Source organism: Sinorhizobium fredii NGR234, from assembly GCF_000018545.1.
Taxonomy (GTDB): domain Bacteria; phylum Pseudomonadota; class Alphaproteobacteria; order Rhizobiales; family Rhizobiaceae; genus Sinorhizobium; species Sinorhizobium fredii_A.
This window is the reverse complement of the sequence record NC_012587.1, coordinates 2,733,204-2,755,000: the sequence shown is the minus strand read 5'-3', so window position 1 is coordinate 2,755,000 and position 21,797 is coordinate 2,733,204. Positions and strand designations below refer to the sequence as shown.

Sequence of the window (21,797 nt, the reverse complement as noted above, 5' to 3'; positions counted from 1 at the left end):
CCTGTCTGAACATGGGGAGACCACTCTCCAAGCCTAAGTACTCGTGCATGACCGATAGCGAACAAGTACCGTGAGGGAAAGGTGAAAAGCACCCCGACAAGGGGAGTGAAATAGAACCTGAAACCGGATGCCTACAAACAGTCGGAGCCCGATAAGGGTGACGGCGTACCTTTTGTATAATGGGTCAACGACTTAGTGTGACATGCAAGCTTAAGCCGGTAGGTGGAGGCGTAGCGAAAGCGAGTCTGAACAGGGCGCCTTAGTATGTCGCATTAGACCCGAAACCGAGTGATCTAGCCATGAGCAGGTTGAAGGTTGGGTAACACCAACTGGAGGACCGAACCCGCATCTGTTGCAATAGATTGGGATGACTTGTGGCTAGGGGTGAAAGGCCAATCAAACTCGGAAATAGCTGGTTCTCCGCGAAATCTATTTAGGTAGAGCGTCGACCGAATACCCCCGGGGGTAGAGCACTGGATGGGCTATGGGGACTCACCGTCTTACTGATCCTAACCAAACTCCGAATACCGGGGAGTACTAGTCGGCAGACACACGGCGGGTGCTAACGTCCGTCGTGAAAAGGGCAACAACCCTGACCTCCAGCTAAGGTCCCCAAGTCATGGCTAAGTGGGAAAGGATGTGAGGATCCCAAAACAACCAGGATGTTGGCTTAGAAGCAGCCATCATTTAAAGAAAGCGTAACAGCTCACTGGTCTAAATAAGGGTCTTTGCGCCGAAAATGTAACGGGGCTGAAGCCATGCACCGAAGCTGAGGATGTGCGAGCAATCGCACGTGGTAGCGGAGCGTTCCGTAAGCCTGTGAAGGGATACCCGTGAGGGGTCCTGGAGGTATCGGAAGTGCGAATGTTGACATGAGTAACGATAAAGAGGGTGAGAGACCCTCTCGCCGAAAGACCAAGGGTTCCTGCTTAAAGTTAATCTGAGCAGGGTTAGCCGGCCCCTAAGACGAGGCGGACACGCGTAGTCGATGGGAACCACGTTAATATTCGTGGGCCTGGTGGTAGTGACGGATCGCTTAACTTGTCTGGACTTATTGGATTGTCCAGGCTCGGACGCGGTCCCGGGAAATAGCTCCACCGTATAGACCGTACCCGAAACCGACACAGGTGGTCAGGTAGAGTATACCAAGGCGCTTGAGAGAACTGCGTTGAAGGAACTCGGCAAATTGCACGCGTAACTTCGGAAGAAGCGTGACCCCATGATGGGCAACCATTGTGGGGTGGCACAGACCAGGGGGTAGCGACTGTTTATCAAAAACACAGGGCTCTGCGAAGTCGCAAGACGACGTATAGGGTCTGACGCCTGCCCGGTGCTGGAAGGTTAAGAGGAGGGGTGCAAGCTCTGAATCGAAGCCCCAGTAAACGGCGGCCGTAACTATAACGGTCCTAAGGTAGCGAAATTCCTTGTCGGGTAAGTTCCGACCTGCACGAATGGCGTAACGACTTCCCCGCTGTCTCCAACGCAGACTCAGTGAAATTGAATTCCCCGTGAAGATGCGGGGTTCCTGCGGTCAGACGGAAAGACCCCGTGCACCTTTACTATAGCTTTACACTGGCATTCGTGTCGGCATGTGTAGGATAGGTGGTAGGCTTTGAAGCGGGGACGCCAGTTCTCGTGGAGCCATCCTTGAAATACCACCCTTATCGTCATGGATGTCTAACCGCGGTCCGTCATCCGGATCCGGGACAGTGTATGGTGGGTAGTTTGACTGGGGCGGTCGCCTCCGAAAGAGTAACGGAGGCGCGCGATGGTGGGCTCAGAGCGGTCGGAAATCGCTCGTCGAGTGCAATGGCATAAGCCCGCCTGACTGCGAGACTGACAAGTCGAGCAGAGACGAAAGTCGGTCATAGTGATCCGGTGGTCCCGCGTGGAAGGGCCATCGCTCAACGGATAAAAGGTACGCCGGGGATAACAGGCTGATGACCCCCAAGAGTCCATATCGACGGGGTTGTTTGGCACCTCGATGTCGGCTCATCGCATCCTGGGGCTGGAGCAGGTCCCAAGGGTTTGGCTGTTCGCCAATTAAAGCGGTACGTGAGCTGGGTTCAGAACGTCGTGAGACAGTTCGGTCCCTATCTGCCGTGGGTGTAGGAATATTGACAGGATCTGTCCCTAGTACGAGAGGACCGGGATGGACATATCTCTGGTGGACCTGTTGTCCTGCCAAGGGCATAGCAGGGTAGCTATATATGGAATGGATAACCGCTGAAGGCATCTAAGCGGGAAACCAACCTGAAAACGAGTATTCCCTCGAGAACCGTGGAAGACGACCACGTTGATAGGCCGGGTGTGGAAGTGCGGCAACGCATGAAGCTTACCGGTACTAATCGTTCGATCGGCTTGATCGTTCCCATTGCTTATGCTCATCATAGATGAGCATCATTCTTCTGTCCTCACGCGCCAAAGGCGCTGCGGACGGCGCGCCAGACGACTGGCGGCTCGGCTCTGCCGGCTGCTGGAGTTGTCCGGATAAGACGCATGACGTGTTCAAAAACGAAGTGAAAGCGATAAACCGCAGGCGGTTTACGCGGACTTCACCAGCTTCTCATTCAGTTTGCGCCCTCCGGGCGCAAAAGCTTGCGCTTTGCCGACCTGGTGGTTCTGGCGGGGTGGCTGCACCCGTTCCCATTCCGAACACGGCCGTGAAACGCCCCAGCGCCGATGGTACTTCGTCTTAAGACGCGGGAGAGTAGGTCGCTGCCAGGTCTGCAAAGCGCAAGAAAAAACACTCATAAGATCATCTTCTCGACACACGCTCGGCCCAAGCCGAACACCGGGCCGCTGACCAAGCGGCCTTTTGCTTGGCCGGACCGCAAACAGAAACAAACGAGATTTTGCTGCGCAAAACTCGGACCGGACAAACGAGACAAATCCGCACGGATTTGCTCGCACGATACGAGACAAATTGCCAAGGCAATTTGCTCGGGTAACGCGGGCTGGAGCAGCCCCGCCGGACCACAGGCCAAAGGCCGAGGACCGGCATACAAGGAACCACCGGGCTGCCGCCCGGTTCAAGAGGTAACGCGGGGTGGAGCAGCCCGGTAGCTCGTCAGGCTCATAACCTGAAGGCCGCAGGTTCAAATCCTGCCCCCGCAACCAAATCCAAAAACAACTGGCCCGCTCGGATCACCCCGGCGGGCCTTTTGCTTTTCCGCTTCCCGCCGCGTCTCCAGCCCCGCTCTCGGCCGCCGAGCAGCAGCGTATACGCTTGGCCTACGCCGTAGCGCGCTTGATAATCTCGAAATCAATGTCGATCATCGGTACGACTGTTTCGTCGCCCGATAATTTTGCAAGGATCGCCCGAGCAGCCTTGGTTCCAATCATTCGCCGGTCTATGCGCACCGTGGTAAGCGGAGGATGCGTGTAAGGGGCGAAATCGAAGTCTCCGAACCCTACGATAGCCAGATCTTCGGGTATTCTACACCCTCGGACGTAGGCTTCGGTGAGTGCTCCGTGTGCCACGACGTCGGAACTGCAGAAGACCGCGATCGAGCCACCCCCTTGATCGAGCAACTCGCCGACGGCCCGTCGCCCGTCCTTGAACGTTGCCGGCGCACTCATCTCGATGGTCGACGTCTCAACGGTAGCGATGCCGGTCAGCCTCTTGATGAATCCATCTCGACGCTGCATTGCCCGGGGATCGTTGGCGCCGATCTGGGCGTATCTGTCGTAGCCCGCCGCGAGAAGATATTCGGCGACCAACGCACCCACGGCAGGATGGGAGAAGCCCACGGCAGTATCGAGAGGCGAAGGTGTCGAATCCCATATTTCGACGATCGGCAAGCCGGCTCCCGTCAACATGGCTCGCGTCTCTTTCAGGTGCGCGATCCCGGTGAGGATGATGCCGTCCGGGCGACGAGCCAAAATTGCCCGCGTCAATTCCCGCTCCTGGTCGATGTCGTATCCGGATAAGCCGAGCAGGACCTGGTAGCCCGCCGAAACGAGTTCAGCGTTCAGGCCCTCGATGGTTTCGGCGAACATCGTGCTTGCGACCGAGGGCACGATCGCGGCGACAAGTTTCGTCTTCCGCGACGCCAATCCTCCTGCAAGCAGATTCGGCACATAACCGGTTCGCGCGATCGCGGTCTCGATCGCTTCCAGTGTGCGCGGCTTCACGAGGTGGGGCGTGTTGATCGCTCGAGATACGGTTACCAGTGAAACGCCTGCCAGTTTGGCAATATCGGCCAACGTTACCGGGGCAGTCGCCTTTGAGCGCGCGTCTTTTGGGTGCCCTGTCATCGCGGTCTTTCCTCAAAAATGATTTACGTTTCCATTCTGCGCCCACTCGATTCTTTTTTCAACAGTCCATCGAGATATTCTAAAAAATATCGAAATATCAACGGCAAGCGCGCGAGCTGCCGCCTCTTGCCTTCGTATACGCCGTGCGTATAATGAAAGCGCTTCCATTTCGGAAGAGGACCCGAAGGAGTGTTGTTTCTAAAGCTGGCAGAGCCGGCGCAGTGGGAGGAGAATTCATGCAATTCACGCGTTTGATTACGCTTGCGGCTGTTGCGGCATTGATGTGCGCAGCAACCGCACATGTAAGTCGCGCCGACGATTATCCGTCGAAAACGGTCACGGTGATCGTTCCGTTTGCCGCGGGCGGCAACACCGATACCTTCGGCCGCCTTGTCGCCGAAGAACTGGACAAGCGCCTCGGCCAGCGATTCATCGTGGAGAACAAGCCGGGCGCCGGCGGCAATCTGGGGCTGGGCGAATTGGCGCGTGCCAACCCCGATGGCTATACGATCGGCATGGGAACGGTCAGCTCGAACGCCATCAACCAGACGCTCTACAAGACGCTGCCGTACGACAAGGAAAAGGGCTTCGCCCCCATCTCGCTGATCGCGACGCTGCCGAATGTGCTCGTCGTCAATCCCGACAAGATCCAGGCCAAATCCGTCGAGGAACTGGTCGACCTTCTCAAGAAGGAACCGGGCACGCATACCTACGCGTCGTCGGGTGTTGGGACCTCCATCCACCTGGCCGGCGAGCTTCTGTCGACGAAGGCCGGCGTGACGATGACGCATGTCCCCTACAAGGGCAGCAGCCAGGCGATCCTCGATGTCGTCGCCGGCCATGTGGACATGATGTTCGACAATATCCCGACGGCCGCGCAGCAGGTGAAAGCCGGCAAGGTTCGCGCCCTGGCTGTCACCAGCCTGGACAAGGCCGCCCTTCTTCCCGATGTGCCAACTATGGCCAGCTTCATTCCCGGCTTCGAGGCGACCTCCTGGCACGGCATCTTTGCGCCGGCGGGCACGCCGCCGGAGATCGTCGAGAAGCTGAGCAAGGAAGTCCAGGCCATCCTTCACGACCCTGCAATGAAGGCGAAGATCGAAGGCATGGGCGCCACGCCGATCGGTAATACGCCCGAGGAATTCAAGAAGTTCATCGGGGACGAAACGGTGAAATGGGCCGAGGTCATCAAGGCCGCGAACGTTCCGCTGCAGTAATCCGGGCGGCCGGCCGGGCGAAGGCCTGGCCGGCGTCCCACACGATCCTTGGATACCAAGTCATGTTGAAGATTCGAAACGGCCGCGACTTCGTCGGCGGCGCGACAATGGTCCTCATCAGCCTGCTTTTCATCTGGTTCGGCTGGGAACTCGACGTCGGAAACTCGTTCCAGATGGGGCCGGGCTACTTTCCGATGATGCTCAGCCTGCTGCTGATGGCCATCGGCCTATCGATAATCGTCCAGTCGCTCGTCGTGGCGGCGCAAGATGAAGGGTCGGAAACGGCAAACTGGAAGGCCTATTGTCTCGTGATACTGGCTCCGGTTTTCTTCGGGCTGACGCTTTCCGGCTTGGGGCTCGCCCCGACCATGCTCTTCGCCATCGCCGCGGTTTCCATGGCAAGCAGATATGCGAACTGGCGCCACTCGATCGCACTGGGTCTTTTCATGGCACTGTCTTCGGTTGTGCTTTTCACGCGGCTTCTATCGCTTCCCGTCAGTGCTTTCGGGCCATGGGTACCGTTTGTCGGTGGCCCGTAAAGCGCGCCGTCCACGCTGACGAAACGAATCGGAATGCTCATGGATCTTTTTTCGAATCTTTGGTTGGGGGGCGCGACGGCATTTCTGCCCGCCAATCTCGCTTATTGCTTCATCGGCTGTCTTCTCGGAACGGCTATCGGCGTTTTGCCCGGTCTCGGCCCGACAGCAACGATCGCCATGTTGCTGCCGATCACCTTCGGTCTGCCCCCGGAATCCGCTTTGATCATGCTGGCCGGCATCTTCTACGGCGCCCAATATGGCGGCTCGACCACCGCGATCCTGATCAATCTGCCGGGAGAGAGCTCGTCTGTCGTTACGGCGATCGACGGTTACCAGATGGCGCGCAAGGGCCAAGCCGGCAAGGCCTTGGCAACGGCGGCTTTGGGCTCCTTCTTCGCAGGAACGGTGGCGACAATCCTTCTTGCCGTGGCGGCTCCTCCGCTCGCCGCAATCGCGTTGAAATTCGGGCCTGCCGAATACTTCTCGTTGATGGTTCTCGGGCTGGTGGCCTCCGTGGCGCTGGCGAGCGGCTCCTTGCTGAAGGCTCTGGCGATGATCGTCTTCGGCCTTTTGCTCGGTTCGGTCGGCACGGATGTCGAGAGCGGCGTGCCGCGCTACATCTTCGGCGTGCCGCAACTATACGATGGCCTCAACTTCGTTGCCGTCAGCATGGGCATATTCGGTATCTGCGAGATTCTGCGTAATCTCGAAAGCGAGCACGAGCGCTCAGTTGGCGTAAAGAAAGTCACCGGGCTGATGCTGAACGGGGAAGATTTCAGGCGTGTTGTCGCTCCGGTCTTGCGCGGGACCGCGCTCGGATCGGTGCTCGGCATGCTGCCGGGCGGCGGCGCCATGCTGGCGTCCTTCGCCTCCTATGCCGTGGAGAAGCGCGTGTCTCCCAACAGCGCCGAATTCGGCAAAGGCGCGATCGAAGGGGTGGCCGCGCCGGAATCGGCCAACAATGCCGGTGCGCAGACGTCCTTCATCCCGATGCTGACCCTCGGCATCCCCGGCAACCCGGTGATGGCGCTGATGGTCGGCGCGATGATCATTCAGGGTGTCACCCCGGGGCCCAACGTCATTTCGGACGAACCGGCGCTCTTCTGGGGAATGATCGTGTCAATGTGGGCCGGCAACCTCATGCTTGTGATCCTCAACCTGCCGCTGATCGGCCTGTGGGTCCGTATGCTGACGATCCCCTACCATCTGCTGTTCCCCGCGATCATCGGGTTTTGCTGCATCGGCGCCTACAGCATCAACAACAGCGTCTTCGACGTCTTCGTCATGGCCCTGTTCAGCGTCGTTGGCTTCGCACTCAGCAAGCTGCGTTTCGAGCCGGCGCCGCTGCTCCTCGGCTTCATCCTCGGTCCGATGCTGGAGGAGAACCTCCGGCGGGCCATGCTGATCAGCCAGGGCGATCCGACGATCTTCGTGCGCAGCCCGCTCAGCCTGTCGCTGCTGGTCGTCGCCGCTATCGTCCTTGCTCTCGTGCTCTCGCCCAGCATCGGCAGGAAAAGGGAAGAGGCGTTTACAGAATAGCCCGATGCCGGCGGATATCGCGACCCGACGTGCCGGCCGCAAGGAGCGAGATGATGGAACGAAAGAGAAAGACGGCGGACGAACTGCGAAGTGCCCGATGGTTCGGACCGGACGACCTGCGCAGTTTCGGCCACAGGTCCCGGATGATGCAGATGGGATATTCGGCCGGGGACTATATCGGCAAGCCGATCATCGGCATTCTGAATACCTGGTCCGATCTCAATCCCTGCCACGCGCATTTCAAGGACCGGGTGCACGACGTCAAACGCGGAATCGCCCAAGCGGGCGGATTCGCAGTCGAGCTTCCTTCGATTTCGGTCGACGAGACATTCACCAAGCCGACCTCCATGCTCTATCGCAACCTGCTTGCAATGGAGGCGGAAGAACAGATCAGGTGCCACCCGCTCGACGGCGTGGTCCTGATGGGCGGGTGCGACAAGTCGACACCGGCGCTTGTCATGGGTGCGCTGTCGGCCGGTGTTCCGATGATCTACCTGCCGGCAGGCCCGATGCTCAGGGGGCACCATGCCGGCAAGATCCTGGGCTCCGGTTCGGATGCCTGGAAATACTGGGACGAGCGGCGGGCGGGCAACATCTCGGACAGCGAGTGGCTCGGCATAGAAGGCGGCATCGCACGGTCCTTCGGCACCTGCATGACGATGGGCACCGCATCGACGATGACGGCGATCGTCGACGCCATGGGCCTCACCCTCCCGGGCGCGTCCTCCATTCCTGCGGCCGATTCGGGTCATATCCGCATGTCTTCCGAATGCGGGCGCCGCATTGTCGAGATGGTCTGGGAAGACCTTCGCCCCGACAGGATCGTGACCGAGGCATCGATACGCAACGCGGCGATCGTCGCCATGGCGACCGGCTGCTCCACCAACGCGGTCATTCATCTGCTGGCCATCGCCCGGCGCGCCAATATTCCCCTTTCCCTCGACGACCTCGATGCGCTCGGGCGGACGACCCCGCTGATCGCAAACATCCGGCCATCCGGCAAGGACTACCTGATGGAGGATTTCTTCTATGCGGGCGGGCTTCGCGCTCTCATGCTGCAACTGGAAGACAGGCTCAATCGATCGGCACTGACCGTCACCGGGCGTTCGCTCGGCGAGACGCTGGAAGGCGCCGCTGTCTACAACGACGACGTCATCCGGCCGCTCTCCAATCCGGTCTATCCGGAAGGGTCCCTGGCAGTTCTCAGGGGCAATCTCTGCCCGGACGGCGCGGTGATAAAACCCGCCGCCTGCGATCCGAAATTCTGGCAGCACGAGGGGCCGGCGCTCGTTTTCGACAGCTATCCGGAAATGAAAGCCGCAATCGATGACGAGGCGCTCGACGTCACGCCGGACACCGTACTCGTGCTGCGCAATGCAGGACCAAAGGGAGGACCGGGCATGCCGGAATGGGGCATGCTGCCGATCCCGAAGGCACTCATCAAACAGGGCCATCGCGACATGCTGCGCATCTCGGATGCCCGCATGTCCGGCACTTCCTACGGCGCCTGCGTGCTGCATGTCGTTCCGGAAAGCTATGTTGGCGGACCACTGGCCCTGCTGCGCACAGGGGACATCGTGCGGATGGATTTGCCGCGCCGCCGCCTGGACATGTTGGTGGCGGAGGAGGAACTCGCGGCGCGCAGAGCCTCTTTGGCTCCGCCCGCACCGAAGTTCGGGCGAGGCTTTGGCTGGATGTTCTCGCAACACGTGATGCAGGCCGACAAGGGCTGCGACTTCGACTACCTCGAGGCCGGCTTCGGCCCAACGGTCGGCGAACCCGATATTTTCTGACAGCAAGGAAGATTTAAGAATGGCACATGATCTGCGCTCCGCACTTACCGGCATATCCGGCATCCTCGTCACGCCTTACGACGCCAAAGGCGAAATCGATCCTGCGCGCCAGAAGGCGATCGTCGACAAGGCGATCGCCGCCGGCGTGCAGATCCTGGTCGCCAATGGCAATACGGGCGAATTCTATGCACTGACGATCGAGGAAGCCGAGATCATGGTCCGCGCTGCCGCCGAGCATGTCGCCGGACGCGTGCCGCTGCTGGCCGGTGTCGGGCGCGGCGTTCGCGATGCGTGCCGGCTGGCGCGCAACTCGCGGGCCGCCGGCGCCGCGGCGCTGATGATCCACCAGCCGCCGGATCCGTTCTCTGCCCCGCGTGGCCTCGTCGACTATGTCAAAGCCGTTTCCGATGCGGCCGAAGGGCTGCCCACCGTGCTCTATCTGCGCAACGACGCCATCGGCATCAAGGCAATCCGCGAGCTCTGCGAATTGCCGTCGGTCATCGGTGTCAAATGGGCCACGCCCAACCCGCTGAAGCTTGCGGAGGCGATCGGCGCCACGGATCCCGGCATCGTATGGGTCGGCGGCCTGGCAGAAGTCTGGGCACCGGCCTTCTACGCGGTCGGCGCGCGCGGCTTCACTTCCGGCCTGATCAATGTCTGGCCGCAGCGATCGGTTGCGATCCATGCTGCCCTGGAGGAGGGCGACTATCGCGAGGCCAATCGACTGATCGCCCGGATGAGGGCCTTTGAGGATATCCGCGCCGAAGAGATGAACGGCACCAACGTGACGGGCGTGAAGGCGGCTCTCGCTGCTATCGGTTACGACTGCGGTGCGACACGCCCGCCCTCCGCCTGGCCACTGACCGGCGCGCAGCAGACAGCGCTGCAGGACTTCATCAAGTCCAACGGCATTCGCTTCTGAGCGGTCAAGCAGGAAACGGAGACGTCGATGGCGAGCAGGAAGAAATATGAAGAGCTGCGCTCCGCGCGCTGGATGGTGCCGGACGACCAACGTTCCTTCGGCCACCGCTCGCGCACCATGCAAATGGGCTATGATCCGGCCGATTGGGAAGGCAAGCCGATCATCGCCATCATCAACACCTGGTCGGACGCCCAGCCGTGCCACATGCACTTCAAGGACCGCGTGGAATGGGTGAAGCGCGGCGTGTTGCAGGCCGGCGGCTTTCCGATGGAACTGCCCGCGCTTTCGCTCTCGGAAAACTTCGTCAAGCCAACCACCATGCTCTACCGCAACATGCTGGCGATGGAGACGGAGGAGCTCTTGCGCTCCCATCCGATCGATGGCGCGGTGCTGATGGGCGGCTGCGACAAGACAACGCCGGGTCTCGTCATGGGGGCCGTCAGCATGGGCGTGCCGTTCATCTACCTGCCGGCCGGCCCGATGCTGCGCGGCAACTATGCCGGAAAATACCTTGGCTCCGGCACTGACGGCTTCAAATACTGGGACGAGCGGCGCGCCGGCACGATCAGCAAGGAGGAATGGCAGGGCATCGAGGGCGGCATCGCCCGCTCCTACGGCCACTGCATGACCATGGGCACGGCCTCGACCATGACGGCGATCGCCGAAGCAATGGGGCTCACGCTGCCCGGCGCCTCATCGATCCCGGCGGCCGACGCCAACCACCAGCGCATGTCCACCCAATGCGGCCGGCGCATTGTCGACATGGTCTGGGAAGACCTGACGCCCGACCGGATCATCACGCCTGCGGCTGTCCAGAACGCCGTCACCGTGGCCATGGCGACCGGCTGTTCGACCAATGCGATCATTCACCTGATCGCCATGGCGCGTCGGGCCGGCGTGCCACTGCAACTTGACGATCTCGACCGCACCGGCCGCACGACACCCGTCATCGCCAATATCAGGCCATCGGGTACGGCTTATCTGATGGAGGACTTCTACTACGCCGGCGGCCTGCGGGCGCTGATGAAGCAGCTCGGCGACAAGCTTGACAGCTCGGCGATCACGGTCACCGGCAAGCCGCTGACGGAAGGGCTCGGCGATGTGAAAATCTGGAACGAGGACGTCATCCGGCCGCTGTCGAACCCCGTCTATCATGAGGGCTCGCTTGCGGTCTTGAAGGGCAACCTCGCGCCGGACGGTGCCGTCATCAAGCCCGCGGCCTGCGATCCGAAGTTCCATCGGCACCGCGGTCCGGCGCTGGTTGCCGACAGCTATCCGGAACTGAAGAAGATCATCGACGATCCGGACTATCCGCTGACGCCCGACACGGTGCTGGTGCTGCGCAACGCCGGCCCGCAAGGCGGGCCGGGCATGCCGGAATGGGGCATGATCCCCATGCCGAAAGCACTCCTGAAGCTCGGATTGCGCGACATGGTGCGGATCTCTGACGCGCGCATGTCGGGCACGAGCTTCGGCGCCTGCGTGCTGCACGTTTCTCCGGAATCCTTCGTCGGCGGGCCGCTGGCGCTGCTCCGGACCGGCGACATGGTCGAGCTCGATATCCCGGCGCGCAGCCTCAACATGCTGATTTCGGAAGAGGATCTGGCGGCGCGCCGTGCGGCGTGGCGAGCACCCGAGCCGCCCTATGAGCGCGGCTACGGCTTCCTGTTCACCAAGCATATCGAGCAGGCCGACAAGGGCTGCGATTTCGATTTTCTGAAGACCGACTATGGCCGTCCGGTGGACGAGCCGGCCATCAACTGACCGTCGAACGATTCGAGGCAATCATGACAGACTATATTCTTTCCGCAGAGACCCGCGCCAAGCTGATGAAGGTATCGACCGCCTCAGTCGCCACCGCGCTCTACAAGCGGGGCCTACGCAACCAGTTCGTGCAGAACGTCCAGCCGGTCGGCTGGAAGGGCGCCAATATGGTCGGCCAGGCCTTCACCCTGCGCTACATTCCGGCGCGCGAGGACCGCAATCCGATCACCGTCTTCCGCAACGCCGACCATCCGCAGCGCGTGGCGGTGGAAACCTGCCCGGCGGGGCATGTGCTGGTGATGGACAGCCGCAAGGACGCCCGCGCGGCCTCGGCCGGCTCGATCCTGGTCACCCGCCTTGCCGTGCGCGGCTGCGCCGGTGTCGTCTCCGATGGCGGTTTCCGCGATGCCGAAGGCATCGGCAAGCTCGAAATGCCCGCCTACTGCCAGCGGCCCTCGGCGCCTACCAATTTGACGCTGCATGAGGCGCTCGACATCAATGTGCCGATCTCCTGCGGCGACGTTGCGGTCTTCCCCGGCGACGTGATGCTGGGCGATGCGGACGGCGTGATGGTCATCCCCGCGCATTTGGCCGACGAGATCGCCGAGGAGTGCACCGGCATGGAGAGCTTTGAGGACTTCGTGCTCGAGCAGGTTCTCGACGGCGCCGCCGTCATCGGGCTCTACCCGCCGACGACGGACAAGGCGCAGAGCGACTACGCCGAGTGGCGCAAGAAGACCGGCCGTTGACGGCCCTTGGCCACACCCGGAAAGCCCGCCTCGCGCGGGCTTTTCCGTATTCAGCCGACGGAGTCGGCGGCTCCTGGGGCTTCCCGCTCCATCCATCAAATGCCGCGACTAAACATCTAGCCACGCCTCGGTGTGCAAAGATCCTCGATGATCTCGCCGATCTCGCCCAGATAATCATCCGGCGAGAGATCGAGTTCCACATCGGCAAGCCCGGCGTCTTTCATTGCATCGGCCAGCGTCTGCGAGAAGGCCGTCCCCTCCATTGCCGTCCTTTGCGCCGCCTCGTAGAGCAGATGGTGGGCCTTGTGCCGGCCGATGCGCGGCGAAAGCTGCATCATCGCCGATTCCGACAGAATAAGGCCTCGGCTGAGGTCGAGATTGCGCCGCATCTTCTCGGCATTCACATGCAGACCGGAAAGGACCCGATCGGCGCCCTCCGCGATCGATGCGGCGAGGACTGCGATTTCGCCGACGACAATGTCCGCGATATTGGTGGCCGAGGAATCGCCCTCGTCCATGCGGACCATTGCGGCGAGGACCATCGGAAGCCGGCCCTCCAGCATACGGCAGAGACTGACGAGAACCAGGGCGGCGGACGGATTGCGCTTCTGCGCCATCGTCGAACTGCCGACCTTGCCCATGTGGAAGGCCTCTTCGATCTCGCCGATTTCCGATCTCTGCATGAACACGATGTCCTGGGCGATCTTGTGGATCGATCCAGCCAGGACCGCGAGCGCGGCGAGATAGTCGGTCACGCGGTCGAAGGAGGATCGAAGCGGCAGACGGGCCGGCTGCAGCCCGAGCAGCCGGGCAGCCTCGTCTTCCACCGCCCGGCCCTTGCCGTCCATGGCGGCGAAGGTGCCGATGGCGCCGCCGAAATAGGCCAGGAATGATGTTTTGCCCCGCGCCGCCAGTCGTTCTCGACTGCGGCGTATCTCCTCGTGCCAACCGGCGACCTTGAAGCCGAAGGTCATCGGCAGCGCATGTTGGCCGTGCGTGCGCCCGGCCTGCAGGGTCTGGCGGTGTTCGAAGGCGAGGCCTTTCAATCGTTCTTCCGTCCTTTCGAGCACGGCAATCAGATGCAGATGGGTCTTTTTGAGCTGCAGAGCGATCGCGGTGTCGAAGATATTCTGAGTGGTGGCACCCCAATGAATGAAGCCGGCAGCCGGTTCGCCACAGAGTTCCTCGAGCTGCTTGAGGACAGGCACGAAGGGATGCTGTGCGAAAGCGATCTCCTTGCTGAGCCGCTCATAGTCGAAGCCCTTGGCGTCACAGCATGCTGCGATCCTCTCAGCTGGCTCGGGTGGGATGAGAACAAGTTTTGCCTGGGCGAGGGCCAATGCAGCCTCCACATCCAGCCACGCCTGGAGCGTTGCCTCGTCCGACCAGATATCGATCGCCACTTCGCTGAACCAATGCCGGGTGATGAACGAACTGAACATGCCGATGGTCATTTCGGCCCCCTTTCGGACGCTGACGATGCTGGGAAATGGGGCGGCACCGTACAGCGCCGCGCGTCCAATCGGACGCGCTAAGGTCGCTGTAGCACTTTGAACTGCTGCATGATTTTGTCCTTAAATCGATTCCGATTTAAGGAATCATGCAGTAGACAGGTTGCCGGTGCCGCCCGGGAGGAACTCACTCGACCACGATTTTGGCGCTGTCGATGATGCTCTTGTAGGTCTCGGCCTGTGTCTTGATGAAGGCCTTGAACGCGCCGGAAGAGAGCGGCGAGGCGGCGAAGCCGGCATCGGCATAGCGCTTCTCGACGTCCGGAGTGGCAAGCGCTTCGGCGATCGCCTTATCGAGCGCGGCGACGAAATCGTCCGGTGAACCGGCCTTGGCGAAGACGCCTTGCCAGAGCGGGAAGGTCAGGCCGTCGAAGCCCGGAAGCTCGGAGAGGGTCGGAACGTCTGGCAATTGCGCGGCGCGATCCGGACCGGAGATCGCGAGCACGCGGATCTTGCCTTCCTTGGCGAGCGGCAAGGCTGTGGACAGGGTAAGCACGGCCGAATCCAGCACTCCGGCGAGCAGGTCGTTGGTCACCTGTGCGCCGCCGCGATAGGGCGCATGCAGGAACTTTACGCCGGCGCGCTGGGAGATGAGTTCGCCGAGCAGGTGCTGCGCCGAGCCGATGCCAGGAGAGCCGTAGCTCACCGTTTCGGGCGCGGCCTTGGCGGCCGCGATCAGGGCCGCGAGATCCTGATGTGCCGACTGCGAGGGTACCACGACCGCCATCGATGTGGTCGTCGTGCGGCTGGCCGGCGCCGTGCTGGTTTCCCAATCGACGCTAACCTTGGCATTGGTCATCGGCACCGCCACGGTGTCGAAACCGCCGTAGTAAATCGTGTTGGTGTCCGCCGCGCCGTTTATCAGCTTCTGAAGCGCGATCATGCCGCTCGCGCCGGTGGCGTTCTCGACGACCACGGTGCGCCCCAACCGGCTCGCGATTTCAGGCGCGATGATGCGTGCCGCCAGATCGGCGCTGCCCCCGGCGGAATAGCCGACGAGGAGCGTGATGGGAGCCGTCGACTGCGCCTGCGCAACGGGCGAGGCGAGCAGGGCCGAAATCGCCAGCGCTGCGAATGTTTTCCAGATTGAACGAGACATTGTGCAGTCCTCCTCTGCTGTATTAATACAATTTGTATCAACGTGCGAAGTTTCGTTTCGCCCTCAGTATTGCTGTATTTTGCATTCAGTTTTGCTTCAAGTCGGATTCTTGCGGCTTTTGTAGATACATTCTTGCTGATACAATTTGTATTGTGTTACGGAGGCCGCCATGAGCAAGATTGAAAAGCTGCAGGATTATCTGAAATCGGTTGCGACCAGTGCGCAGCCGGGGGATCGCTTGCCGACGGTTCGAAGTCTGATGCGTGATTTCAAATTGTCCCAGCCGGGTGTCCAGAGCGCCCTCAAGGCCCTGAAGGACGGAGGCCTTATCGACGCGCAGATCGGGCGCGGAACCTTCTTCACCGGCGCGGGCGTGCCACTGACGGCGCCGACGGGGCGGGTGGCCTCGCGGCGCGGACGCAGTGTCATTCTGCTGCGGCGGCCGATCGCGACGCAGCGGGCCCGTCTGGTCATGGATCGATTGCAGGCGATGGTGATGGATGGCGGCGACCTGACGCTGGAGGTCGGCTATTCGGATGCGGAGCATGCCCGACACGTGCTGCAGTCGCTACCGCGCTTCGATGCCTGCATCATCCAGAATTCGTTCGAGCAGATGCCGGTGGAGATGCTGTCGGCGCTCCGGCGCAAGACGGACAACATCATCGTCGACGGCGCTTGGCTGGTCGGAACCGACATCGATGCGATCGGCTTCGAATGGGGTCGCCCGGTCGAGCATGCGACGCGGCTGCTGTTGTCGAGGGGGCATGACGAGATCCACTTCCTGACGACGGCCCGCTCCTTCCTCGCCAACGAACTCGGCCTGCATCGATATCGCCAACTCCGCGAAGAGGCGGAAACGGCACCTTTCCTGCAGGAGCCGAGCCTGATCCCGGCCCTGCCGTCCAAGGAATTCGAGCTGGCCATCCTGGAGCGCATCGCGGCGATTGCGAGAAGCCCGAGCCCCAGAAGCCCGAGCCGAAGTCGGAAGGCCATGCTGCTCTGGGGTGTCGAGAGCGGGCAGCGCCTGCGCGCCGGCCTCTTCGCCCGCGGCATCAAGGTTCCGGACGATATCTCGATCCTGTTGCTGGGGCGCAGTGACATCGAGACGGAGCGCGACAGCTTCTTCCATCTGGTCGGCTACAGCGCGCTGGAACAGGCAGAGGCGCTTTATGCGCGGCTGAAGAGCCGTTGGGAAGACCCGCAGGCGCCCTATGGGCTGACCTTCACGCAGATGCATGAGGTGGAGGGGGCGTCGGTCTGGACGGCCACCCCTTGAACACGAGCGGGCCTGCCTGAACGAGCGGGCCGAACACGATAAGGGAGGAAACGATGGCTTTGAGGATAAGGTCGGAAAAGGATCTCGGCAGCGGGCTCCTCTATCTCCTGCTCGGCGGCGCGGGCTTTGCCATCGCACGGGACTACGGTCTCGGTACCGCTGGCCGAATGGGGCCCGGTTACTTCCCCACGGCGATCTCCGCACTCCTCCTCCTTTTCGGTGCCGTGACGCTCGTCCGGGCCCTGCTCGTCGAGGGACCGGTGATCGGGGCGGTGAACTGGAAGGGGCTCGGCCTCGTCACCCTGTCCGTCTGCCTGTTCGGCGCGCTTCTGTCGGGTGCTGGCCTGCCGGCGGCACTCGCCGTGCTGATCCTGGTTGCGGCCATGGCCAGCGAGAAATTCGCGCTCGGCCCGAAGGCGATCGCCGCCATGATCGCACTCGTCCTTTTTTGCTCGATTGTGTTCGTGAAGGGGCTCGGCGTGCCGATGCCGCTTCTCGGATCATGGTTTGCCGGCACAATCATCCCCTGAGGCGCACATCATGGACATGCTCTCCAACCTCTGGCTTGGCCTGACCGTCGCCTCGACGCTCACCAATCTCGGCTACTGCCTGCTCGGCGTTTTCCTCGGTACTGCGATCGGCGTTTTGCCGGGCCTCGGCCCGGTTGCCACCATCGCCATGCTCCTGCCGCTGACATTCGGCCTGCCGCCCGAATCGGCGCTGATCATGCTGGCCGGCATCTATTACGGCGCCCAATATGGCGGCTCGACCACCGCGATCCTCGTCAATCTGCCGGGGGAACCGTCATCGGTGGTCACCGCACTTGACGGTCATCAGCTGGCCCGGCAGGGGCAGGCGGGCCGCGCGCTCTCGACCGCCGCGATCGGATCCTTCATCGCCGGCACGGCCTCGACCATCCTGATCGCGCTGTTCGCCCCGGCCTTGGCCGAGGTGGCGCTGCAATTCGGCCCGGCCGAATATTTTGCCCTGATGGTGCTCGGGCTCGTCGCCTCCGTCGTCATGGCCTCGGGTTCGCTCCTGCATGCGCTCGGCATGATCCTGGTCGGCCTGCTGCTCGGCATGGTCGGAACCGACGTCAATTCCGCCGTGCCGCGCTACACGTTCGGCGTTCCTATGCTCGCCGACGGCATCAATTTCGTCGTGCTGGCCATGGGCATTTTTGGCCTCGGCGAAATCGCCGCGAATCTGGAAAACGAGGCGGAACGGACGCTCCTCACCCGCAAGGTCACGAACCTGATGCCGACGCGCGACGACTGGAAACGCATTGTCGGGCCGATCGCGCGAGGTACCGCCCTCGGCTCGGTGCTTGGCATCCTGCCCGGCGGCGGGGCGGCGCTCGCGTCCTTCGGCTCCTATTCGCTGGAAAAGCGTCTGTCGAACGAGCCGGAGCGTTTCGGCAAGGGCGCAATCGAAGGGGTGGCGGGGCCGGAATCGGCCAACAATGCCGGGGCGCAGACCTCCTTCATCCCGATGCTGACGCTCGGCCTGCCGTCCAACTCGGTGATGGCGCTGATGATCGGAGCCATGCTGATCCAGGGCATCCAGCCCGGCCCGTCCGTAATGACCGAGCAGCCCACCCTGTTCTGGGGTCTGATCGCCTCGATGTGGATCGGCAATCTGATGCTGCTGGTGCTGAACCTGCCGATGATCGGCCTCTGGGTGCGGATGATCGCGATCCCCTATCATTTCCTCTTCCCGTCCATCATCGCGCTCTGCGCCATCGGCGTCTTCAGCGTCAACAACAGCATCTTCGACGTCTATGCGATGGCCCTGTTCGGTGTGGTCGGCTACCTGTTCCGCAAGCTCGACGCCGAGCCGGCTCCCATGCTGCTCGCCTTCATCCTGGGGCCGATGATGGAGGAATTCCTGCGCCGGACGCTGCTCTTCTCCAAGGGTGATCCGAGCGTCTTCCTGACGCGACCGCTGAGCGCCGTGCTGCTCGCCATCGCTGCAATATTGCTCCTGCTGGTGGCTCTGCCCGCAGTTCGCAGGAAGAGAGAGGAGGCGTTTCAGGAGGAGTGAAGGAGCCGTCTGAGGGTGCCCTGTTTGGCGAGGGCAAAATCATCGAAGAGGTAAACCCTCGGGGGCGTCGGGCAAGTCCGCGCAAGAATGTTGTGACGACGCCATTCGGATGTCGCAAACAGTGCGGCGATGTCCCGATGGCTATGCTCATATGAACACGCTTGAGGTGCTGACCGGTTTTCGGACCGGTCGGAGAATTGGGAAGCCGGTTTGATGCCGGCGCTGCCCCCGCAACGGTAGCAGAACTCAAATGCGACGGAAGTCCACTGGGCAAGATGCCTGGGAAGGAGTCGCAGGTCCGAAAGGACGGTTCTGGAGCCCGGAAACCAGCCTCGACGTTTTGAACTCGACTGATCGCGGTGGGCGGTCAAGAGGCGGATGACCGTGGCCGTCGGAGCTCCCAATCCGAAGATGCGCGGTCGAACGTTCCCCTTCATGTCCACCATGCCCAGTCCTTGAACCGAGGACCGACCATGGATATCCGTTCCGACCTGCTCACGCGGCTCAGGGGCCGCACACCCGGCTTCAGCCTGGACCAGCCTTTCTACATCGATCCGGCATTCTATCAGCTCGATCTTGAGCACATCTGGTACAAGGATTGGCTGTTCATCGGCCATGGTTGCGAAATTCCCAATCCGGGCAATTACCTGACCGTTCAGGTCGGGGCCTATTCCGTGGTCATCGTCCGCGGCCACGACGGCAAGATCAACGCGCTCCACAATTCCTGCCGACACCGCGGCTCGCGCGTTTGCCAGGAGCACCGGGGCACCGCCGCAAAGCTCGTTTGCCCCTACCATCAGTGGACCTACGAGCTCGACGGCAAGCTGCTCTATGCACGCCAGATGGGCGACAACTTCGATACCTCCAATTTCAGTCTCAAGCCGGTGGCCTGCGAATCGGCCGGCGGCTACATCTTCATTTGTCTCGCCAAGCAGCCGATGGATTTCGCCCCGTTCCGCGCGATGATGGAGCCTTATTTCCTGCCGCACCGGCTGCGCGACGCCAAGATCGCCTACGAGAGCACGATCATCGAGAAGGGCAACTGGAAGCTCGTCTGGGAAAACAACCGCGAATGCTACCATTGCGCCGGCAACCATCCGGAGCTCTGCAAGACCTATCCGGAAGCGCCGACGGTGACGGGCGTCAATGGCGCCGCCGACGACCCGGAAATCGCCGAGCATTGGGCCAAGTGCGAGGCCGCCGGTCTTCCGAGCGCCTTCGTGATGGATGATCGCGGCCAGTACCGCACCACGCGCGTTCCGCTGCTGCGCGACGCGATCAGCTACACGATTTCGGGCCGCAAGGCGGTGCAGATGCGTCTATCCGACCAGATCAACATGGATCGGATCGGCTCGCTGCTGCTCTATCACTATCCCACCACCTGGAATCATATCCTGAGCGACCACGCGATCACCTTCCGCGTGCTGCCGATCAGCGCCACCGAGACGGCCGTCACTACCAAGTGGCTGGTCCACAAGGATGCGGTCGAGGGCATCGACTACCGGCTCGACGAACTCATTCACGTCTGGACCGAGACCAACGACCAGGACCGCCAGATCGTCGAGGAAAATGCCCGCGGCATTCACTCGCCCGCCTATGAGCCCGGGCCCTATTCGGAGCTGCATGAGGGCGGCGTTTCCCAGTTCGTCGAGTGGTATTCGAACGTCATGGACGAGCGGCTCGACGGTGCTGGCCAGCCTTCCCTGCGATCCGTCGCCTGAGCCGGAGCACGACGACGATGACCATGATGCTGACGGGTACGACGCCCACTCCGCTTCCGCTGGACCAGATGAAGCCGTGGAACTCGGCCCGGCAGATGTTGGTCTGCACGAGTGTCACGGACGAGGCACCCGACGTGAAGACCTTCACCTTCGCGGTCGAGGGCGGCGGCTGGTTCAACTACATGCCGGGGCAGTTCATCACCGTGGAGCTCCGGGCAAAGGGCGGCGACCTGCATCGCACCTATACCGTCTCGTCGTCACCCTCGCGGCCCTATGCGATCGCCATCACCATCAAGGCGCAGCCGACGAGCATCGGCACGCGCTGGATGTTCGAGAACGTCCGGTCCGGCAGCCGCGTCCGCGCCTACGGGCCGAGCGGCCACTTCACGCTCTCTCGCAATCCGGGCAAGAAGTACCTGTTCATCTCGGCCGGCTCGGGCATCACGCCGATGATGTCGATGCTGCGCTGGCTGTCCGATTGCGCGCCGGATATCGACGTCGTGTTCATCAACTCGGCGCGGCGGCCGGAAGAGATCATCTTTCGAGAGGAACTCGAACTTCTCGCCAAGCGCATGCCGAACCTGTCGCTCGGCTTCCTTCCGGAGGCCCGTTCCGTTGCCTCGCCCTGGGCCGGCCTCATGGGCCGTATCGATCGTCACAAGCTGTCGATGCTGACACCCGACTTCATGGGGCGGGAGATCTTCTGCTGCGGCCCCGATCCCTTCATGAGGGCGGTAAGCGCGATCGTTCGCGCCGAAGGCTTCGACATGGGCCACTACCACCAGGAGAGTTTCGGCGCGACGTCGATTGCCGAAACCGTGCACAAGCAGGCCCGGGAGATCGTGCTGGACGGAAAGCCGACAGGTGTGACGGTCAGCTTCCTCGGTTCGAACGAGGAGCAGGTCTGCGAACCCGGCAAGACCATTCTCGAGACGGCGCGTGCTGCGGGCGTGCGCATTCCCGCTGCCTGCGAATCCGGCATCTGTGGCACCTGCAAGGTGCTGAAGCGATCGGGGGAGGTCGTGATGCACCACAACGGCGGCATCAGCGATCAGGAAATCAATGCCGGCTACGTGCTGGCCTGCTGCTCGCGACCAACGACCCCTGTCGAGATCGAGGCGTGACATGGAACGGAAAGCCAGCCTGCAAAACCTTGGAACGCCGGAAGACATGTTCCTTGCCTGGTTTTTCGGCCTGCCCGATGGCGTCAATGTCGGTCGAGCGGCACTGAGCGAGATTGCCCGGATCGACGGCATCGCGGCGCCCAGCGTTCAGCTCCTGTCGCTCAGGAACCTGCTGCACCAGGCCACGCTCACCATACTCCAGCAACCGCGGCGACGCCGGCGGCAGCGGCATTGAGCCTT

At 61.9% G+C, this 21,797-nt stretch carries 16 protein-coding genes, 1 tRNA gene, 2 rRNA genes and 1 riboswitch (1 of these 20 only partly in view); of the genes, 16 read left to right on the top strand and 3 right to left on the bottom strand.

Annotated elements, in window-relative coordinates; genetic code table 11:
* The 3 genes from NGR_RS24380 to NGR_RS24370 all read left to right on the top strand — a co-directional run.
* Window positions 1-2,369: ribosomal RNA gene (locus tag NGR_RS24380) — 23S ribosomal RNA — on the top strand; it begins 430 nt to the left of the window's first position.
* 243 nt (window positions 2,370-2,612) lie between these two features.
* A 5S ribosomal RNA gene (gene rrf / locus NGR_RS24375) occupies window positions 2,613-2,727 on the top strand.
* A 316-nt stretch (window positions 2,728-3,043) separates the two neighbouring features.
* Window positions 3,044-3,120: transfer RNA gene (locus NGR_RS24370), tRNA-Met, on the top strand.
* A gap of 114 nt (window positions 3,121-3,234) precedes the next feature.
* On the opposite strand, the gene NGR_RS24365 is transcribed toward NGR_RS24370, so the two are convergent.
* Window positions 3,235-4,260 carry a LacI family DNA-binding transcriptional regulator gene (locus NGR_RS24365; protein WP_012709159.1) on the bottom strand — a complete coding sequence of 342 codons (1,026 nt, stop codon included), beginning with the start codon at window positions 4,258-4,260 and terminating at the stop codon, window positions 3,235-3,237.
* Window positions 4,261-4,496: 236 nt separating this feature from the next.
* Here NGR_RS24365 and NGR_RS24360 point away from each other — a divergent pair, with 236 nt between their 5' ends.
* The 7 genes from NGR_RS24360 to NGR_RS24330 all read left to right on the top strand — a co-directional run bounded on the left by NGR_RS24360 (window position 4,497) and on the right by NGR_RS24330 (window position 12,783).
* Window positions 4,497-5,477 (top strand): Bug family tripartite tricarboxylate transporter substrate binding protein, encoded by a 981-nt coding sequence (locus NGR_RS24360; RefSeq protein WP_012709158.1) that lies wholly within the window; start codon window positions 4,497-4,499, stop codon window positions 5,475-5,477.
* A gap of 62 nt (window positions 5,478-5,539) precedes the next feature.
* Window positions 5,540-6,016, top strand: a complete 477-nt coding sequence (locus tag NGR_RS24355) for a tripartite tricarboxylate transporter TctB family protein (protein WP_164924463.1) — start codon at window positions 5,540-5,542, stop codon at window positions 6,014-6,016.
* 39 nt (window positions 6,017-6,055) lie between these two features.
* Window positions 6,056-7,555, top strand: a complete 1,500-nt coding sequence (locus tag NGR_RS24350) for a tripartite tricarboxylate transporter permease (RefSeq protein WP_164924462.1) — start codon at window positions 6,056-6,058, stop codon at window positions 7,553-7,555.
* Between the two features lie 50 nt (window positions 7,556-7,605).
* Window positions 7,606-9,348 (top strand): L-arabinonate dehydratase, encoded by a 1,743-nt coding sequence (gene araD, locus NGR_RS24345; protein ID WP_012709155.1) that lies wholly within the window; start codon window positions 7,606-7,608, stop codon window positions 9,346-9,348.
* A 19-nt stretch (window positions 9,349-9,367) separates the two neighbouring features.
* Window positions 9,368-10,270: a dihydrodipicolinate synthase family protein gene (locus NGR_RS24340; RefSeq protein WP_012709154.1), complete on the top strand. Its 903-nt coding sequence runs from the start codon at window positions 9,368-9,370 to the stop codon at window positions 10,268-10,270.
* Between the two features lie 27 nt (window positions 10,271-10,297).
* Window positions 10,298-12,034, top strand: a complete 1,737-nt coding sequence (araD, locus tag NGR_RS24335; protein ID WP_012709153.1) for an L-arabinonate dehydratase — start codon at window positions 10,298-10,300, stop codon at window positions 12,032-12,034.
* Window positions 12,035-12,057: 23 nt separating this feature from the next.
* Entirely contained in the window at window positions 12,058-12,783 is a 726-nt protein-coding gene (locus NGR_RS24330) for a ribonuclease activity regulator RraA (RefSeq protein WP_012709152.1), read from the top strand.
* A 116-nt stretch (window positions 12,784-12,899) separates the two neighbouring features.
* On the opposite strand, the gene NGR_RS24325 is transcribed toward NGR_RS24330, so the two are convergent.
* Window positions 12,900-14,237, bottom strand: coding sequence for a class-II fumarase/aspartase family protein (locus NGR_RS24325; RefSeq protein WP_012709151.1), 1,338 nt, complete (start codon window positions 14,235-14,237; stop codon window positions 12,900-12,902).
* Between the two features lie 184 nt (window positions 14,238-14,421).
* Window positions 14,422-15,393, bottom strand: a complete 972-nt coding sequence (locus NGR_RS24320; protein ID WP_012709150.1) for a Bug family tripartite tricarboxylate transporter substrate binding protein — start codon at window positions 15,391-15,393, stop codon at window positions 14,422-14,424.
* 169 nt (window positions 15,394-15,562) lie between these two features.
* Here NGR_RS24320 and NGR_RS24315 point away from each other — a divergent pair, with 169 nt between their 5' ends.
* The 6 genes from NGR_RS24315 (at window position 15,563) to NGR_RS24290 (ending at window position 21,792) form a co-directional block, all read left to right on the top strand.
* Window positions 15,563-16,669 carry a GntR family transcriptional regulator gene (locus NGR_RS24315; protein WP_012709149.1) on the top strand — a complete coding sequence of 369 codons (1,107 nt, stop codon included), beginning with the start codon at window positions 15,563-15,565 and terminating at the stop codon, window positions 16,667-16,669.
* A 53-nt stretch (window positions 16,670-16,722) separates the two neighbouring features.
* Window positions 16,723-17,199 carry a tripartite tricarboxylate transporter TctB family protein gene (locus NGR_RS24310; RefSeq protein WP_012709148.1) on the top strand — a complete coding sequence of 159 codons (477 nt, stop codon included), beginning with the start codon at window positions 16,723-16,725 and terminating at the stop codon, window positions 17,197-17,199.
* Between the two features lie 10 nt (window positions 17,200-17,209).
* Complete coding sequence (locus tag NGR_RS24305) at window positions 17,210-18,712, top strand: tripartite tricarboxylate transporter permease (RefSeq protein ID WP_012709147.1); 1,503 nt, start codon at window positions 17,210-17,212, stop codon at window positions 18,710-18,712.
* A 147-nt stretch (window positions 18,713-18,859) separates the two neighbouring features.
* Window positions 18,860-19,061: riboswitch (cobalamin riboswitch) on the top strand.
* Window positions 19,062-19,185: 124 nt separating this feature from the next.
* Window positions 19,186-20,433: an aromatic ring-hydroxylating oxygenase subunit alpha gene (locus tag NGR_RS24300; protein WP_012709146.1), complete on the top strand. Its 1,248-nt coding sequence runs from the start codon at window positions 19,186-19,188 to the stop codon at window positions 20,431-20,433.
* A gap of 17 nt (window positions 20,434-20,450) precedes the next feature.
* Complete coding sequence (locus tag NGR_RS24295; protein ID WP_012709145.1) at window positions 20,451-21,557, top strand: hybrid-cluster NAD(P)-dependent oxidoreductase; 1,107 nt, start codon at window positions 20,451-20,453, stop codon at window positions 21,555-21,557.
* Between the two features lies 1 nt (window position 21,558).
* A complete protein-coding gene (locus tag NGR_RS24290) occupies window positions 21,559-21,792 on the top strand; it encodes a hypothetical protein (protein ID WP_164924461.1) in 234 nt (77 codons plus the stop codon).
* Window positions 21,793-21,797: the final 5 nt, after the last annotated feature.

Bases quoted from the DNA above. Each gene is read 5' to 3' on its own strand.
- NGR_RS24325 (WP_012709151.1), bottom strand. From the start codon at position 14,237: ATGACCATCGGCATGTTCAGTTCGTTCATCACCCGGCATTGGTTCAGC.
- NGR_RS24295 (WP_012709145.1), top strand. From the start codon at position 20,451: ATGACCATGATGCTGACGGGTACGACGCCCACTCCGCTTCCGCTGGAC.
- NGR_RS24290 (WP_164924461.1), top strand. From the start codon at position 21,559: ATGGAACGGAAAGCCAGCCTGCAAAACCTTGGAACGCCGGAAGACATG.
- NGR_RS24310 (WP_012709148.1), top strand. From the start codon at position 16,723: ATGGCTTTGAGGATAAGGTCGGAAAAGGATCTCGGCAGCGGGCTCCTC.
- araD (WP_012709153.1), top strand. From the start codon at position 10,298: ATGGCGAGCAGGAAGAAATATGAAGAGCTGCGCTCCGCGCGCTGGATG.
- NGR_RS24355 (WP_164924463.1), top strand. From the start codon at position 5,540: ATGTTGAAGATTCGAAACGGCCGCGACTTCGTCGGCGGCGCGACAATG.
- NGR_RS24360 (WP_012709158.1), top strand. From the start codon at position 4,497: ATGCAATTCACGCGTTTGATTACGCTTGCGGCTGTTGCGGCATTGATG.
- NGR_RS24330 (WP_012709152.1), top strand. From the start codon at position 12,058: ATGACAGACTATATTCTTTCCGCAGAGACCCGCGCCAAGCTGATGAAG.
- NGR_RS24315 (WP_012709149.1), top strand. From the start codon at position 15,563: ATGAGCAAGATTGAAAAGCTGCAGGATTATCTGAAATCGGTTGCGACC.
- NGR_RS24350 (WP_164924462.1), top strand. From the start codon at position 6,056: ATGGATCTTTTTTCGAATCTTTGGTTGGGGGGCGCGACGGCATTTCTG.
- NGR_RS24365 (WP_012709159.1), bottom strand. From the start codon at position 4,260: ATGACAGGGCACCCAAAAGACGCGCGCTCAAAGGCGACTGCCCCGGTA.
- NGR_RS24300 (WP_012709146.1), top strand. From the start codon at position 19,186: ATGGATATCCGTTCCGACCTGCTCACGCGGCTCAGGGGCCGCACACCC.
- NGR_RS24305 (WP_012709147.1), top strand. From the start codon at position 17,210: ATGGACATGCTCTCCAACCTCTGGCTTGGCCTGACCGTCGCCTCGACG.
- araD (WP_012709155.1), top strand. From the start codon at position 7,606: ATGATGGAACGAAAGAGAAAGACGGCGGACGAACTGCGAAGTGCCCGA.
- NGR_RS24340 (WP_012709154.1), top strand. From the start codon at position 9,368: ATGGCACATGATCTGCGCTCCGCACTTACCGGCATATCCGGCATCCTC.
- NGR_RS24320 (WP_012709150.1), bottom strand. From the start codon at position 15,393: ATGTCTCGTTCAATCTGGAAAACATTCGCAGCGCTGGCGATTTCGGCC.